The organism is Xenorhabdus mauleonii, from assembly GCF_900113945.1.
GTDB classification, from domain to species: domain Bacteria; phylum Pseudomonadota; class Gammaproteobacteria; order Enterobacterales; family Enterobacteriaceae; genus Xenorhabdus; species Xenorhabdus mauleonii.
This window is the reverse complement of record NZ_FORG01000009.1, coordinates 1-17,735: the sequence shown is the minus strand read 5'-3', so window position 1 is coordinate 17,735 and position 17,735 is coordinate 1. Positions and strand designations below refer to the sequence as shown.

The window sequence follows — 17,735 nt, the reverse complement described above, 5'->3', positions numbered from 1 at the left end:
ATAACCGAGATAACATTTACCATTCACTACATGAAACAAGAAAAATAAATCTATAACTACGACCTATAATATTATCTCAAAAAACCAAGCATTCCCTTTAACGTTATGAAAAGGGAAATGATAGTTATTTTGTATTTTTTGATAGAAAAACATTATAAGAATAAATTGTTATTTTTTAAGAAAACAAAGCGTCCTACAGAACACGAGCGGTATATTACTGCTATTTTATTATTAATCAATTCTAATATTTTATATTTTTTAATCCCAATCTTATGGGAACTTGTTTTAGTAACAAATTACAACCCCATTTTATCGGTTTTGAGGTATTTAAAAATAGGACTAATAACCCCTTGTTTATATTTAATTTAGCGCATTTACCTGGGATTAAATCAATACAACTTTATTATGAAAATGGTTTCTAATTGCCATTATATTTTCACAAAAATTTAACTTCACAAAGCCTATTTAATTAAATTAAAAGACGTTATTTCTAAGATTTTTCCCATTATCAGTTAACAATTAGTATTAAGATAAAAATTCATATAACCTTTCAAGAAATAAAACACCTAATGAATAACTAATAAGGCTCTTTCCGTTATTTAAATTAAAAATATAATTATGTTGAATCTTTCAAAAAAAAATATTCTTGAAATAAATCATTATTTTTATATTCTTTGGATTTCAAGTTATATTAATACTGAAATGGAATTCATATAATAAATGCGATTCTTGGCAGTCAGACCATGATTTTAAAAGTAGCGTCGACTGATCGTTTGGCTAAAGCTGATACCCCAACAGAGCAGTAGTGGAGAAAAATCAGTGAGGGAAATCATTCAATCTGGTGACAGGCAGCTATGCGTTTGACTTATTCAAGGTGCATACTCTGTGATGATTTGATGAGTGGCGTGAAAGTTAGCATAAAGGCGTAGAAAAGAAATAGCCCTATAGAGAAACCTCTATAGGGCTGAATGTGTGAAGTTGACCGATAAGCCGGGTTCTGTCTTGGACAGCCATTCATCTAGGCCAGCACTTGCGCACTGGCTCAAGCAACCTACCCGGGTTCGATACGGGCCGTACCATGTGAACCTCTATTTGGTCTTGCTCCGGGTGGAGTTTACCGTGCCACGAACTGTTACCAGACGCGCGGTGCGCTCTTACCGCACCCTTTCACCCTTACCTGATCCCAACATTGTTTTTGCAAACAAAATTGGGCCATCGGCGGTTTGCTCTCTGTTGCACTAGTCGTAGGCTTTCGCCTCCCAGACGTTATCTGGCACCCTGCCCTGTGGAGCCCGGACTTTCCTCCCCTTTACGCCCCCCGAAAGAGATGTAAAGCAGCGACTGTCTGGTCAACTCCGGCGCGGATTATAAGGGGTTTATTACCCCATGTATAGGAGTTTTATACACTTCGTCTTTCAAACTGCCTCTTTGTTGGCTGCGCTCGTTCACCCCGGCCACCGTTTTTATAAACATCCGGTTATCTATGCTCCCGGGATGATCTCCCTTGCCGCCGCAATGCAACTTGAAATATCCATTATATATAACGCCTTCTCTGCAATTTGCCGCACTTGCAGGCAGGGTTTGATTAAACCTGCTGCTTTAGTCAAGTTCACCCGAATTATTTTGATCGAGCGAATAGCGGTACAAGGCATTTTTCTTCACGCCATGTATCTCTGCCGCCAATGCCGCCGCTTTTTTCAATGGCAACTCTTTTTGCAATAATGCCAATGTCCGCAAGGCCTCCGGAGGTAAGCTGTCATCCGCAGGTTTACGATACCCTTCGACAATCAGCACCATTTCCCCCCGGCGACGGGTTTCATCTTCTTTGACCCACGCCAGCAGTTCTCCTGCCGGCATGCCTTGAATAGATTCCCACGTTTTAGTCAGTTCACGCGCCAACACAACATAACGCTCCTCGCCCCAGACTTCGACAATATCTTCTAAACTGTCCAGCAGGCGATGTGTTGATTCGTAGAAAATAAGTGTCCTCGTTTCTTGTGCTAACTCACGCAGGGCATCCTGACGCCCCTTGCTTTTTGCCGGCAAAAAACCTTCGTAACAAAAACGATCGGAAGGCAACCCGGCAGCAGACAGCGCAGTAATTGCTGCACAAGGGCCAGGCAGCGGAACGACTCTGATACCGGCTTCACGACAACGGCGAACAAGGTGATAGCCCGGATCATTGATCAAAGGAGTGCCGGCATCAGAAACCAAGGCGATGCTCATTCCTTGTTCTAATTTCGCAATCAATTGATCTGCTTTCTGCTGTTCATTATGATCATGAAGTGCGAACATGCGCGCATTAATGGCAAAATGTTGAAGCAACAGGCCAGTATGTCGCGTATCTTCGGCTGCAATCAGATCGACATGCTTAAGAACTTCAAGAGCACGCTGAGTAATATCACCCAAATTTCCAATTGGGGTTGGCACAACATACAGCGTGGATGTCGTAACCACTGCTCGATTGGTTTGATTCATTGTTTCATCCGAATGACCGATTTAAAATTGAGCATCTTTGAAAAAAACATCACTGGATACAGTATGCTTCCCTCAATTTTTGTGCGTTTCAAAACTGGTTTAGTCTATACAGCTCTGCTGTCGACTATGATTATTGCAGGGTGTACCACGCTCACACAGCAAGGGCAACCAACTTCTCAGCCTGAAGATAACATCAGCGCAGAGATTAACCGCTATCAGGCCATTATTGACGCAGCCCATAACCAACCATCACTGGATGTTATCCGTGCTTATATAGCATTGGAAACTTATCTCACGGGGAACCCAATAACAGATGAAGCAGAGCGCCAGAAAAATATTAATGAAACCTGGCAACTGTTGACGCATCTTTCTCCACAGCAACTCAGTGAATTGGTTATCAATGCCAATGAGTACACGTTGCAAGGGTGGCTTGATTTACTCAGCACCTACCAGAGCAACAAGCAAGATCCCAATAAACTGCGTTCAGCTATCCATGACTGGCAGATCCGTTACGCAAATAATCCCGCTGCCCGTCAGTTGCCTACCGCCCTGCAACAAATGGAACAACAGCCCAAAGATGGCCTGAACACGATTGGGTTATTCCTGCCGTTAAGCGGCCAAGCTAAAGTATTTGGTGACGCCATTCGCCAAGGTTTTTTTGATGCACAAAAAGGCTTGCCAAAACCAATAGCTCCTGTGAATGTCACCGCCTCAAATGGCGAGCTTGCAAACCCAGCAGCAAATGATGCTCAAGCCAATGATATTGCACAACCCAAAACTGCGGATACCAGTATCTCAGAGCCAGAGCGCTTGAGTTCAGAAAATACGGCGGCAGAAAATACAGACATGGCTGCCGCTTCTGCGACTGCCCAGTTATCGGATAGCTCACAATCCCCTACCACTGATACTCCCGTCAATATTCAGGCAGTAAAAGTGTATGACACAAACAGCCAGCCTCTCAGCAACTTGCTGGCTCAGGCTGAACAAGATGGTGTTACGCTGGTCGTTGGGCCATTGCTGAAACCGAATGTGGAACAATTGGCGCAGGTTGATACTCCGTTGAATATTCTGGCGCTCAACGAGTTGGATGTACCACAAGCTCGCCCCAATGTTTGCTATTTCTCACTGTCTCCGGAAGATGAGGCAAAAAATGCAGCCAGACACATTTGGCAGCAACAAAAACATAATCCGCTGGTATTGATCCCCCGTGCTGACTTAGGTACACGGGTTGCCAAAGCTTTTGCCGAAGAGTGGCAGAAACTGGGTGGAGCAACCGTATTGCAGCAAACTTTCGCAACACCGACAGAAATGCGTCAGTCCATGAATCGAGGAACCGGCATCCGTTTGTCCGGTACACCAATTCCTGTTAATGCTGCCGTGTCAGATGCGGCAATGATCCAGCCTAATACAGATGCCGCCGTTATTACTAAAAGTACCGCCAATGGCCCAGTGGATGCTGTTTACATTGTTGCGACAGCAAACGAGCTGACAATTATCAAGCCAATGATCGATATGGCAATCAGCTCTCGCAAAAAACCTGCTCTCTATACCAATTCACGCAGTAATAAATCGGGTACAGGCCCAGACTTTCGTCTGGAAATGGATGGAATGCAATTCAGTGACATTCCTCTGTTAACGGGTGTCAATGTGCCACTGATGCAGCAAGCTGCCAAGAAATTTGCCAATGATTACTCTCTGATGCGTCTCTATGCAATGGGCATTGATGCATGGTCATTAGCCAATCACTTTACCCAAATACAGCAAGACACGGGTTTTCATTTGAATGGAGAATCAGGGGAGCTTTCTGTCACGGGCAATTGCACCGTCTTGCGTCAATTGCCTTGGATGGCGTTCAGCAACGGCCGGATTGTGCTAGAAAATCGCTCAGGCGAAGTGAATGCAGGCACAAATGACGGGAAAAATACAGAAAGCACTGACGGCTTAACTCATTCAAACGATGTGAATAATGCTGATTACAGTAATGCAGTACAATAAGAGCAATGCAGTACAATAAAAGTGACAAGGCCAAGGCGGCTAAAAGTAATCGCTATGCTGTGGGACGCCATTACGAACTTCAGGCCAAGCACTTTCTGCAAAAACAAGGGCTTATTTTTGTCGCAGAAAATGTAAAAATTCGCGGTGGGGAAATAGACTTGATAATGCGTGATAAACACACGTGGGTATTTGTCGAAGTCCGTTTCCGCCGCAGCGCACAATATGGCGATGCTGTTGCTACAATTACCCAAAGCAAGCGCAGCAAGTTGTTGCATACCGCAGCGGTTTGGCTGTCCCAGCGCAATGAATCGCTGGATACCACACCCTGCCGTTTCGATATCTGTGCGATAACAGATAAAGAATTTGAATGGCTAAAAAATGCTTTTACTCTGAACGAGAGCTTATTTTAATAAGTTCTCAATTTGCTCTCTACTCAATGGATTTCAAGATAAATAGGTCATAACGTGCTGGATAGAATTAAAGTCTGCTTTACAGAAAGTATTCAAACTCAGATTGCAGCAGCAGAAGCATTGCCCGACGCCATATCACGCGCCGCAATGTTGATGGTTCAATCACTGCTAAACGGCAATAAAATCCTTTGCTGTGGTAATGGCGGCTCCGCTGCCACCGCGCAACGTTTTGCCGCCAGCATGATAAATCATTTCGAAACGGAGCGCCCAAGTCTACCAGCCCTGTCCCTGAATACTGATAATGTGGTGATAACAGCTATCGCCAACAGTAAACAACCTGACGAAGTCTACGCCAAGCAGGTCAGGGCGTTAGGCCATGCCGGAGATGTTTTGCTTGCCATTTCTACACATGGCAACAGTAGGGATATTATCAAGGCGGTAGAAGCGGCTGTCACACGTGATATGACTATTGTCGCGTTGACGGGTTTTGATGGCGGTGAAGTGGCTGGGCTGCTGGGACCTCAGGATGTTGAGATCCGCATTCCCTCACATCATAGCGTCAGAATTCAAGAAGTTCATATGTTGACAATCAACTGCCTGTGCGACTTAATCGACAATACGTTATTTCCCCATCAGGATGAGTAAGGATCCAAATAATGCGGTTATTTTCTCTATTATTGTTATGTCTTAGTTCGATGCTGCTACAAGGATGTATTGGTGCTGCCGTTATCGGCTCTGCCGCGATTGCGACAAAAGCAGGTTCAGATCCGCGCACAATCGGGCAACAAGTTGACGACACGACGTTAGATGCGCGTGTCAGCACTGCCATCAGCAAAGATCCACAAATTAAGGCACAAGCCCGTGTAGTAACCACGGTATATCAAGGCAGAGTTCTCTTGACCGGGCAAAGCCCCAATATGGCTTTGGCGGATAAAGCCAAGCAGATAGCGTCAAAGACTGACGGCACTGATATCGTGTATAACGAAATCCGTCAGGGAGAGCCAATATCATTGGGCACCGCTTCTGTTGATACTTGGCTGACAACCAAAGTTCTCTCTAAAATTTTGGCCAGTGATGCGGTTAAGTCATCCAACATTAAAGTGGTGACCGAAAATGGCGAGGTCTTTTTGTTCGGTATAGTGACCAAAGAAGAAGGTTCCGCAGCAGCCAAAATTGCCAGCGAAACCAGTGGCGTCAAGCGCGTCACCACCGCGTTTACTTACCTCAATTAATACCTCTAATACCTCCGCTGAGAAACCGATAGAAAGCGAATATCAATGCCTGAGGAACGTTCTTCCTCAGGCACGATAACTACAAAAAATTTTTCCAGCGCCAATAATGCTCCCTCTGTCCCAACTTATCCCTATTCCAACTCGTTTCGCTTTAAGTAATTGACTCCGCCCATTAACTGCATCTGCCGCAAAATCCATTTCTGGCGTTGCAGTACATAAGCAGAAGGCGCCTTCACTTTATATTGATGGGGATTCGGCAATACAGCAGCGAGCAATGCGGCTTCTGAGGCCGTCAGCTTGCTTGCAGGCTTGCCAAAGTAATGTCGGGCTGCCTCTTCTACCCCAAAGATGCCGTTGCCGAATTCCGCGATATTGAGATAAACCGTTAGAATGCGTTGCTTTGACCACAGTAATTCCAAGACAAAAGTCATTCCCGCTTCCAGTCCTTTCCTTACCCAACTACGCCCTTCCCACAAAAATAAATTTTTGGTCACTTGCTGGGAAATTGTCGACGCACCCCGTATTCGCTTCTGATATTTTTTGTTATGCGCTATAGCAGTTTCGATAGCATCAAAATCAAATCCCCAATGATTGGGGAATTTTTGATCCTCAGCCGCAATGACGGCCAATGCTATATAAGGTGAAATTTGCTTCTGATCTACCCATGAGGAGCGAGAAACATAAGATAAATTAATTGACATTACGGCGCTCATTTGTCGCTCTATCATCATCATGGAAAACGGCACCGGCAGAAATGCAAAGGCAATTACAGCAACAAACCAGAGAACTGTGATCGACAAAACAATTCTTTTCAACCAGCGCCATAATACTGAAAAAGGATTTCTCATCCAATTACTCAATCATTTCCAATATTTTCTGAACTAGCTTATCAATTCCTTTTTCTGCCTGAGACAGAGATTCTGCGAGCATATAAGCGGGTGTGGTGACAATTTTGTTTTTAAAATCAATAACAATATCATCAACAGGACAATCTACGTGTATACCCCCCATTTTCTCTATCTGCGCAGCAGTTTCAAGATCATTGCCAATAGTGACTTTAATCGGTTTATCTAATATTTTTGGCACCATGACCGGAGAAATGCACATAAATCCCATCGGCTTGCCCAAGCGATGCATCCCTTGCACTATACTTAAAAAATCCTTATTTATTTCACAATCTGATCCTTTAAATGCGAAATTACTTAAATTCTTGGCAGCTCCAAAACCACCGGGAACAATTAACGCATCCAGTGTATTAATATCAACTTTAGATAAAGGCTGGATATTTCCACGTGTTATACGGGCGGATTCCTCCATTATGTTCCTGTTTTCTTTTTTCTCTTCCCCATTAAGATGATTAATTACATGATGTTGTGTTTCATCAGGTGAAAAAAAAGACACTTCAGCGCCAAAACGGCTTAAAGAGAGCATAGTCAGAACTGATTCATGGATTTCACTTCCATCGTACACTCCGCAACCACTCAATATAACGGCAACAGATTTCATATTTCTCTCCATTTGTAGTAGATTAATGCTTAACCCCTTAGAGGGTTAAACACCAATCTTCATCACAGATTTTAATGAATCTTGTAACAAAAAATCTTATCTTTGCTATGTTGGTATCCGTGCTCTGTGCAGAAGAATTCTTTAGCTACTCGCACCGAAAACAAATATTAGATAAGCGGGTAAACAAGTTTCCCTGGTGTTGGCGCAGTATTCGCGCACCCCAACTTCGGTTGGGGTTATTTTTTTGTAGTGTCCAACAACCAATTTCTCAATATTTCTATATCGTTCTTCCATTCCAACTTTAGCTCATCCACCCATTCCTGAACGTTATCCCACCACGCAGGTAAGTCAGGAGATTGGATCTGTTGGGCCAACTGTTGTAAATGACGCAAACCAACAGAGCCTGCCGCACCCTTAATTTTATGGGCTTCTTCCACAATGCCTTTCTGATCTCTGGCTGTCATATTTGAATCCAGCAGTGCCAGATAATTAGGCATCATTGTTTCGAATATCATCAGGTTATCGGTAATCAATGTTGCCCCGACCAATTCGATGTATTGGTTGAGCATCTCTATATCGAGTAATTCTTCATTCTTCTTCACAATATCAGCCTCTCCTCGTGGCACGTTTTCATCGTCAGAATCAGACGCCTTCCCCCAATATTTCTCCATCATGGCAGTTAATTCTTTGACAGATAGAGGTTTATTGAGCACATCGTTCATTCCAGCTTCAAGATATTCTTTTTTATCCTTTAATACGTTTGCTGTCAGGGCTATCAGTGGAGGCAAGGATTGAGAGGGATAACGCTGGTGTAACTCACGGGCAACATCGAGGCCCGTCATATCCGGCAGTTGGATGTCCAGCAATACTAAGTCATATTCATCAGGATCAAACATTGTCAGCGCTTCATGGCCAGTCATGGCAACATCCACACTATTCCCCAGTTTTTCCAGAACAGAGCGGGCAACAATGACATTCAGCTCGATATCTTCCACCAACAGGATATTGAGAGCCGGCAATGGCAAACTATCCTGTTCTTCTTCCCCTACAGGTTGTTCATCAATGGCAGGCGCGATAACTGACAACGTAAAGCAAGAACCTTTGCCCAATGAGCTGGTAACGACAATATCTCCCCCCATGCTCTGGGCGAGGCGTTTCGATACTGCAAGCCCAATGCCGGTGCCGGTCGCAGGACGTCCACCAGCGCTATCCGTGACTTGGTAGTACATGGCAAAGATTTTTTCCAATTCATCGGAGGGAATGCCGATACCGGAATCCGTGACTTGGAAGAACAGATAATTGCCTTCTTCACGCCAGATACGAACCCGAATTTCCCCTTCAGTGGTAAATTTCACGGCATTGCTAATCAAATTCCACAAGATCTGCCGCAAACGTGTTCCGTCTGTCAGCACCTTGGCAGGCAGTGGCAGCTTCGGCTCCAGCACAAATTTGATGCCTTTGGGTTGTGCCAGTAACCCTGAAACATTCTCCAAGTCCGACATAAAACCTGTGAAATCAATCGGTTGGTTATAAAGCTGGACCTTGCGTCGCTCAATTTTATCTAACTCAATGATATCATTGAAAATATTACCCAAGGTAATGGCACTGACATGGATGGTTTTCAAATATTTGCACTGTTCAGGTGTAACATCGCTATCCATCAGAATCCGACTTAATCCCACTATGCCATTTAAAGGCGTACGAAGCTCATGGCTAATCGTAGAGATAAAGGTTGTCTTATCCCTACTGGCATTCTCCAACGCATCCTGATAACGCTTACGCTCTGTTATATCGCGCCCGAATCCCATTAATCCATGCCGCTTTCCTACGCGATCATAAAAGGGGACTTTTCTAAGTTCAAAGCAGGCCTTGCGCCCGTCGGGATATACCAGCCACTGTTCGTAAGTCAAAGAGACGTTGTGACGAAAAACTTTTTCGTCAGTTTCCATCACCTTACTGGCTATCTCTTCGTCATAGACTTCCCTCGGAGTCAGGCCAATGAGGTTTTTTTCGCTTTTGCCAGTCAGCAGCTCCATCGCCCGGTTGCAGCCGGAAAATTCGTTATCTTCGTTACGGTAATAAACCAGATCCGGAGAAGCATCTAAAAATGAGCGCAGAAGAATTGATTGCTGTTCAAGCTCAATCTGGGTTTTTTCACGATGCTCCATTTCCAGTTTAAGTTTATCCAGCAAGATCAAATGGGCTTTTTCCACTTTTTCTCTATCACTGATCTCCTGATTTAATTGATCAATATTGTCTTTGAGTTGCAGATTCAATTCCGCATCACGCTGGCGCATCTCTTCCAGCTTTGCGACCAAGCTGGATAAACGCTGGCGGGATTCCTCAAGCTGCTCCACCACGATGGAGAGAAAATAAACGGCCCAAGGAGTGATCAACAAACCAAAAAAGATCGAGCGAATTAGGTCAATGCGCTGTACTTCGCCATGCAAAACGAATGTGACTGCCATTTGCATAGTCATTGCCAGGATAACCAGAGCAGATGCGAGCAATATAGAAAAGCGCACCAACCCTAGCTTCATCATTAAATCTACATAATATTGGGCAAGCCCACGAATAAACTTCATAACCACTCCCAGTAAAACGATTCGCAATAAAGCCACTGGATTGAATCATAACGTAAAAAAAACTCAACTTCGTTGAGGAATATCACCCTCACCTCCGCAAGAATAAAAAGTCAATATAATTAAATTTATATTCAATTAATCACTGATTGATTTTTTAATGAGGAAAAACATTCAATAATTTATTCTTATCGAACATAAAATACACGATATAAAACCATTTTTATGGAAAAACATAGAATAAAAAACCAATAAACTTGTACTTGATAGCATGTACAAAACAAATAATCAGGGTGTTTTAGTGATATAAATCACATCATTTGATACATATGATCTGGCTCACAAAACACGATTTTTCATAATTTACCTATTTAATTCAAATGGATAAAAATAAAAACATCGAGATAAACACGATTTTTCACTATTTGACCTATTCTATTTTTCTCGATAAGTTGAGAATTCACTGAAAATAACTTGTTGGATAATCAGCCAGCTCATATTTATGCAGTGACGCACGATTTTATGCAGTAACACACAACGAAACACAACATCATTTTGATTTACCGCTTGTTGTTGCAAATTAACGTTGCAAAAAAACAAGTGGCGTTTGACTGAGGGCGCAATTCAGACGCCTATAGAAATAATATATATCTATATCAACTCGCGAGTGATGTGAGAGTCGGACAGAACTTGGGGAGCATTACAATGTTGTATGACAAATTACAGGAAAAAGATAACTGTGGCTTTGGATTAATTGCACATATTGAAGGTGAGGCAAGTCACAAAGTAGTACGCACAGCCATACATGCGCTGGCTCGGATGCAGCACCGGGGCGCAATTTTGGCGGATGGCAAGACCGGTGATGGATGCGGCTTATTATTGCAAAAACCGGATCGTTTTTTTCAGATGATTGCCAATGAGCAATCATGGCGGCTCGCCAAAAACTATGCAGTCGGTATGCTGTTTTTGAGCCAGGATGCCCAAATCGCTCAATCCTGCCGTGATATCATTGAACAAGAATTACAAAACGAAACACTATCTATTGTAGGTTGGCGGGAAGTTCCCATTAACCAAGATATTTTGGGCGACATTGCCCTTTCAAGCCTCCCCCGCATTGAGCAAATTTTTATCAACGCACCAGCGGGATGGCGGGCACAAGATCTGGAGCGCCGCCTGTTCGTCGCCCGACGCCGCATAGAAAAACGCATTAACGACAGCGACTTTTATATTTGCAGCCTGTCCAATCTGGTCACGATCTACAAAGGGCTGTGCATGGCAGCCGACTTGCCCCGTTTCTATCCAGATTTAGCAGACTTACGGATGGAATCGTCCATCTGTTTATTCCACCAGCGTTTTTCCACCAATACAGTTCCACGCTGGCCGCTGGCACAGCCTTTCCGCTATTTGGCCCACAACGGGGAAATCAACACAATTACGGGGAACCGCGAATGGGCCAAGGCCCGGGCCTATAAGTTCCGTACTCCGCTGATCCCCGATCTGCATACCGCAGCCCCCTTCGTGAATGAAACAGGCTCTGATTCCAGTTCATTGGACAATATGCTGGAACTGTTCCTCAATGGCGGCATGGATCTCATTCGGGCAATGCGCCTGCTGGTTCCGCCCGCATGGCAAAATAACCCTGATATGGATGATGACCTGCGTGCATTCTTCGATTTCAATTCCATGCACATGGAGCCGTGGGATGGGCCAGCCGGCATCGTTATTTCTGATGGGCGCTATGCGGCCTGTAATCTGGATCGCAATGGCTTGCGTCCTGCACGTTATGTGATTACCACCGATAAGCTGATTACCTGTGCTTCAGAAGTCGGTATCTGGGATTACCAACCGGATGAGGTTGTGGAAAAAGGCCGTATTGGGCCGGGCGAATTGATGGTCATTGATACCTACGAAGGCCGCATTCTTCACTCCGCAGAAACTGACAACGACTTGAAAAGCCGTCATCCTTATAAAGAATGGCTGGAGAAAAATGTTAGGCGTTTAACACCATTTGAAGCATTGCCAGAAGATCAGGTCGGGCAGCGGAATTTGGATGACACACTGCTGGCAACGTATCACAAACAATTTGCCTACAGTAATGAAGAATTGGATCAAGTTATTCGTACATTGGGCGAAAACGCACAGGAAGCCACAGGTTCAATGGGTGATGATACGCCGTTTGCGGTTCTTTCCAGCCGCCCACGCATCATCTATGACTATTTCCGCCAGCAATTTGCCCAAGTAACCAATCCTCCCATCGATCCATTGCGGGAAGCGCATGTTATGTCACTCTCAACCCGTATTGGGCGAGAGATGAATGTTTTTTGTGAAGCAGAAGGGCAAGCTCATCGACTGAGTTTCGAATCCCCGGTTTTACTCTATTCTGACTTTGTGCAGTTAACGACACAGGCAGAGCCTTACTATCGCGCAGATACGCTGGATTTGACTTACGATCCGCAAGAAACCAACCTCAAGAACGCCGTTTTAACCTTATGCCAGAAAGCTGAAGAGCTTGTCCGCAATGGTGCGGTGTTGCTGGTGCTATCCGATCGCAATATTTCGCCGGAGAGATTACCGATCCCCGCACCAATGGCCGTCGGCGCCATTCAGCATTGTTTGGTGGAGAAGAACTTACGCTGTGATGCCAACTTGATTGTAGAAACAGCCAGTGCGCGTGACCCACACCATTTTGCTGTATTGCTGGGCTTTGGCGCGACGGCAGTTTATCCCTATCTGGCCTATGAGTCATTGGGAAAAATGGTCGATAGCGGCACAATCAATGCACCTTATGCCCGCGTTATGCTGAATTACCGCAATGGCATTCATAAAGGGCTGTATAAAGTTATGTCCAAAATGGGCATTTCCACGATTTCGTCCTATCGCTGTTCCAAGCTGTTCGAGGCTGTCGGTTTGCATTCAGAAGTGACAGATATCTGCTTCAATGGCGTCGTCAGCCGTATTGAAGGGGCTGATTTCAGTGATTTTGAACAAGAGCTGATGAACCTTTCCAAACGGGCATGGCTACATCGTCATTCCATCGATCAGGGGGGGCTGCTGAAATATGTTCACAATGGTGAATATCATGCCTATAACCCTGATGTCGTTAATGCACTGCAAGCTGCGGTTTACAGCGGTGACTACAGTGATTACCAAAAATATTCTGAATTGGTAAACGGGCGCCCGGTCACAACACTGCGAGATCTGCTGGCGATTTCTCCCCAAGGTGAGCCAATCCCCATTGAAGAGGTGGAGCCTGCGGAAGCCTTGTTCAAACGTTTTGATACCGCGGCCATGTCTATTGGCGCACTGAGTCCCGAAGCCCATGAGGCGCTGGCAGAAGCAATGAATACTTTGGGTGGATTTTCCAACTCCGGTGAAGGTGGGGAAGATCCTGTTCGCTACGGCACGAAGAAAGTTTCCCGCATAAAACAAGTGGCATCCGGTCGGTTTGGTGTCACACCGGCCTATCTGACTAGTGCCGATGTGATCCAGATAAAAGTGGCCCAGGGCGCAAAACCGGGTGAAGGGGGGCAATTGCCGGGAGATAAGGTCACGCCTTATATCGCCAGATTGCGTTACTCCGTTCCGGGAGTCACACTGATTTCTCCGCCGCCGCATCATGATATTTATTCTATCGAAGATTTGGCACAGTTGATTTTCGATCTCAAACAAGTTAATCCAAACGCACTGATTTCAGTCAAATTGGTTTCAGAGCCGGGTGTCGGCACTATCGCCACAGGTGTAGCCAAGGCTTATGCTGATTTAATTACCATTGCTGGCTATGACGGAGGAACCGGTGCAAGCCCCCTTTCCTCAGTGAAATATGCGGGTTGTCCGTGGGAATTGGGGCTGGTGGAAACTCAGCAAGCATTGGTAGCCAATGGGTTGCGCCATAAAATTCGGCTTCAGGTCGACGGCGGTTTGAAAACCGGCGTGGATATCATCAAGGCCGCTATTTTAGGGGCAGAAAGCTTTGGTTTTGGTACTGGCCCGATGGTTGCCCTTGGCTGTAAATATCTGCGGATTTGCCACTTAAACAACTGTGCAACCGGTGTTGCAACGCAAGATGAAAAATTGCGTCAATCCCATTATCACGGGCTGCCCGAAAGAGTGATTAATTACTTCCGCTTTATCGCGCAGGAAACTCGCGAACTCATGGCACAACTGGGCGTCAGACAGCTTACTGATTTGATCGGACGGACAGATTTACTGGAGATCCTTGAGGGTATTTCGTCCAAGCAAAACAAGCTTGATCTTGAACCATTGCTGGAAACGGCTGAACCGCATGCAGGTAAAGCCCTGCATTGTACAGAAGGGAATCCACCCTTCGATCAAGGTGACCTGAATAAAGCCATTGTGGCCCAAGCCATGCCTTATGTAGAAAAAAAGCAAAGTAAGACTTTCTACTTTGATATCCAAAATACCGATCGCTCCGTCGGTGCGGCCCTTTCAGGGGAAATTGCAACCCGTCATGGCGATCAGGGCTTGGCAGCCGATCCGATCAAATTGCACTTCACTGGAACAGCCGGGCAGAGTTTTGGGGTTTGGAATGCAGGTGGCGTTGAATTGAGCTTAACCGGCGATGCCAATGACTATGTCGGCAAAGGCATGGCTGGAGGCCGTATTTCTATCCGTCCTCCTGTTGGTTCAGCATTCAAAAGCAATGAAGCAACTATCGTCGGCAATACCTGCTTGTATGGCGCAACAGGCGGAAAACTTTTCGCCGCCGGACGGGCAGGTGAGCGCTTCGCAGTACGCAACTCAGGCGCCATCTCCGTGGTCGAGGGAATTGGGGACAATGGCTGTGAGTACATGACTGGCGGAATAATCTGCGTTCTCGGCAGTACGGGAGTCAACTTCGGGGCTGGCATGACTGGTGGCTTTGCCTATGTACTCGATGAATTTGATGATTTCCGCAAGCGCGTCAATTCCGAACTGGTGGAGGTTCTTTCGATAGATATACTCGCTATCCACAAGGAGCATCTACGTGGCTTAATCACCGAACACGTCCAGCTGACGGGCTCCCAGCATGGAGAAAACATATTGGAGAACTGGTCACAATGGGTCAATAAATTTGCGCTAGTTAAGCCTAAATCCAGTGACGTCAGCGCGTTGTTGGGACACCGTAGCCGCTCTTCTGCTGAATTGCGGGTTCAGGCCCAGTAAGGAGTCAATAATGAGCCAGAATGTTTATCAATTTATCGACTTACAGCGTGTCGATCCACCTAAAAAATCGTTGAAAATCCGCAAAATAGAATTTGTGGAAATTTATGAGCCGTTCTCAGAAATTCAGGCGCAGGCGCAGGCTGATCGCTGCATTGCTTGCGGCAACCCATACTGTGAATGGAAATGCCCCGTCCATAACTATATTCCAAACTGGCTGAAACTCGCCAATGAGGGGCGCATCATTGAAGCAGCAGAATTGTCACACCAAACAAATAGCCTGCCGGAAGTTTGCGGGCGGGTCTGTCCGCAAGACCGCTTATGTGAAGGTGTCTGTACGCTGAATGATGATTTCGGCGCCGTGACTATCGGCAACATTGAGCGCTACATCAATGACACCGCCATCGCTATGGGCTGGAAGCCCGATATGTCGCATGTCATCCCGACCGGCAAACGTGTGGCTGTGATTGGAGCTGGCCCGGCAGGATTGGCCTGTGCGGATGTTCTGGCCCGTAACGGAGTTCAGGCCGTTGTGTATGATCGCCATCCTGAAATTGGTGGTTTACTTACATTTGGTATTCCCTCTTTTAAATTGGAAAAAGAGGTGATGATCCAACGGCGTGAAATGTTTTCTGGGATGGGCATTGAATTTCGCTTGAATACAGAGATAGGTAAAGATGTTACGCTGGCCGAGCTGACAAAAGAGTTTGATGCTGTATTTCTTGGTGTAGGCACATATCAATCCATTCATGCCGGACTGGAAAACGAAGATGCAAATGGAGTGTATGATGCCCTGCCTTTTTTGATCGCGAATACTCGCCAGCTGATGGGGTATCCTTCCCTGCCGGAACAGCCTTATATTGATATGAAAGGCAAGCGGGTGCTAGTGCTGGGCGGTGGTGATACTGCGATGGATTGCGTTCGGACTGCGGTTCGCCAAGGCGCAACCCGTGTGTTCTGCGCCTACCGGCGTGATGAAGAGAATATGCCCGGCTCCCGCCGTGAAGTAGTCAATGCCAGAGAAGAAGGCGTCGAGTTTCGTTTTAATCTCCAGCCAATCAGTATTGAAATTAACAGCACAGGGCATGTTTGTGGCGTCAAGGTCGTGAAAACACAAATGGACACCAAGGATGAAAAAGGTCGCCGCCAAGCCAAAATTATTGAGGATTCAGAATTCCTAATAGAGGCTGATGCCGTGATCATGGCTTTTGGTTTTCAGCCTCATACTATGAGCTGGTTGAATGAACATCAGGTAAATCTCGACCAGAAAGGGCGTATTGTTGCCCCTGAATCCAGTGAAATGCCTTTCCAGACCAGTAATCCAAAAATATTCGCCGGCGGGGATGCTGTACGTGGCTCCGACTTGGTCGTCACTGCCATTGCTGAAGGCAGAAAAGCCGCTTCAGGCATTTTGGATTACCTTGAAATATAATATTTAACCGCCTATTTATCCCCTTAACTATTTCTCCGGTCACTTGACCGGAGACAATTTTTTCAAATGAAAAGAATTTACAAATGAAAGTACTCTAGTTTTTTCTTTTCTTCTTACTACCAGATTGATTGTATTTTTTGAGTTTATTCGATTATTCTTGTAACCCAAAGTCAAATATTAAAATTTAATCTCCCACGCATTACAACAATACAACAATAGTGCAATACCGTAATACAGCAGTAAGGTTCATTTTTTTCGAAAAGAAAGTTTCTCAGTGTAACTGATTTAATAGACGCAACTTAAAAGATTATTAAAGTGAAATTACAGGAAGATAACATGCGCTTACTACTACAGACCCTCTTCTTTTCCCTCATCTCCTTGGCGAGTGTGCCATCCATTGCCAAGTTATCTACTCCTGATGAGATCATGCAGCAAGTGCAGGAAAGAGGCGTCAATTCTGTTGTAGCTGAATTAGGTGAAGAATACGAGCGTAATAGTATTGCCCATAATATTTCAACTGGTGATAATCAGTGGCTACAAATTGCTTTTAAGTTATATCCGAATATTCATCCCAAATTTTCAAAACAAATCCGTGAATCTCTATCAATTGCTTTGATAAATAATCCCAATTACGTATTAATGCTAACAACAAAACATCGTAATCTTTCAATTATGGATATCTGCGATATTCCTTCAACAATAAATGGGTCAAGGCAGCAGAAATCATTTATCCGGAAGGTAATAAATAGCCTAAAGGCAGCTGAGAAATCTAGTACTAGAACAAATAGGGATAACATCGAGATGTGTTTGTGGGAATTCGAAAAAATGGCCAGTAGCTATCTATAATTAACCTGAGATCGGTTTAAGCCATCACCTGAAGTCCTGTTTTTTCAGCATGGGTGATATTCAGTGATGGCTTTTTAGGTTTCAGACAATAGGC

The 17,735-nt window shown here is 45.1% G+C and carries 11 protein-coding genes and 1 other RNA gene; 7 read left to right on the top strand and 5 right to left on the bottom strand.

Going from position 1 to position 17,735, the window contains the following annotated elements:
- Positions 1–970: 970 nt before the first annotated feature.
- Positions 971–1,357, bottom strand: an RNA gene (gene rnpB, locus BM100_RS10370) — RNase P RNA component class A.
- Between the two features lie 242 nt (positions 1,358–1,599).
- Entirely contained in the window at positions 1,600–2,478 is an 879-nt protein-coding gene (gene rsmI / locus BM100_RS10365) for a 16S rRNA (cytidine(1402)-2'-O)-methyltransferase (RefSeq protein ID WP_092510630.1), read from the bottom strand.
- A gap of 63 nt (positions 2,479–2,541) precedes the next feature.
- Between rsmI and BM100_RS10360 the strand changes: the two genes are divergently transcribed.
- Genes BM100_RS10360 through dolP form a run of 4 tightly spaced genes read left to right on the top strand, consistent with a single transcriptional unit; the run spans position 2,542 to position 6,115 of the window.
- Entirely contained in the window at positions 2,542–4,473 is a 1,932-nt protein-coding gene (locus BM100_RS10360) for a penicillin-binding protein activator (protein ID WP_092510867.1), read from the top strand.
- A 5-nt stretch (positions 4,474–4,478) separates the two neighbouring features.
- The gene (locus BM100_RS10355) at positions 4,479–4,883 is read left to right on the top strand and encodes a YraN family protein (protein WP_092510628.1); all 405 of its coding nucleotides are present in this window, start codon (positions 4,479–4,481) and stop codon (positions 4,881–4,883) included.
- A 54-nt stretch (positions 4,884–4,937) separates the two neighbouring features.
- A complete protein-coding gene (gene diaA, locus BM100_RS10350) occupies positions 4,938–5,528 on the top strand; it encodes a DnaA initiator-associating protein DiaA (RefSeq protein WP_092510626.1) in 591 nt (196 codons plus the stop codon).
- 11 nt (positions 5,529–5,539) lie between these two features.
- Positions 5,540–6,115 (top strand): division/outer membrane stress-associated lipid-binding lipoprotein, encoded by a 576-nt coding sequence (gene dolP / locus BM100_RS10345; RefSeq protein WP_092510624.1) that lies wholly within the window; start codon positions 5,540–5,542, stop codon positions 6,113–6,115.
- Positions 6,116–6,246: 131 nt separating this feature from the next.
- Here the strand turns inward: dolP and mtgA are convergent, their stop codons facing one another.
- The 3 genes from mtgA to arcB all read right to left on the bottom strand — a co-directional run bounded on the left by mtgA (position 6,247) and on the right by arcB (position 10,161).
- Positions 6,247–6,963 (bottom strand): monofunctional biosynthetic peptidoglycan transglycosylase, encoded by a 717-nt coding sequence (gene mtgA / locus BM100_RS10340; RefSeq protein WP_092510622.1) that lies wholly within the window; start codon positions 6,961–6,963, stop codon positions 6,247–6,249.
- 4 nt (positions 6,964–6,967) lie between these two features.
- Positions 6,968–7,621 (bottom strand): isoprenoid biosynthesis glyoxalase ElbB, encoded by a 654-nt coding sequence (gene elbB / locus BM100_RS10335; RefSeq protein WP_092510620.1) that lies wholly within the window; start codon positions 7,619–7,621, stop codon positions 6,968–6,970.
- Positions 7,622–7,857: 236 nt separating this feature from the next.
- Entirely contained in the window at positions 7,858–10,161 is a 2,304-nt protein-coding gene (arcB, locus tag BM100_RS10330; protein WP_420855318.1) for an aerobic respiration two-component sensor histidine kinase ArcB, read from the bottom strand.
- 747 nt (positions 10,162–10,908) lie between these two features.
- Between arcB and gltB the strand changes: the two genes are divergently transcribed.
- From gltB to BM100_RS10315, 3 genes are all read left to right on the top strand, one after another.
- Positions 10,909–15,366 carry a glutamate synthase large subunit gene (gene gltB, locus BM100_RS10325; RefSeq protein WP_092510616.1) on the top strand — a complete coding sequence of 1,486 codons (4,458 nt, stop codon included), beginning with the start codon at positions 10,909–10,911 and terminating at the stop codon, positions 15,364–15,366.
- Positions 15,367–15,376: 10 nt separating this feature from the next.
- Positions 15,377–16,795, top strand: a complete 1,419-nt coding sequence (locus tag BM100_RS10320; protein WP_092510614.1) for a glutamate synthase small subunit — start codon at positions 15,377–15,379, stop codon at positions 16,793–16,795.
- A gap of 336 nt (positions 16,796–17,131) precedes the next feature.
- A complete protein-coding gene (locus tag BM100_RS10315) occupies positions 17,132–17,641 on the top strand; it encodes a hypothetical protein (RefSeq protein ID WP_092510612.1) in 510 nt (169 codons plus the stop codon).
- Positions 17,642–17,735 lie beyond the last annotated feature (94 nt).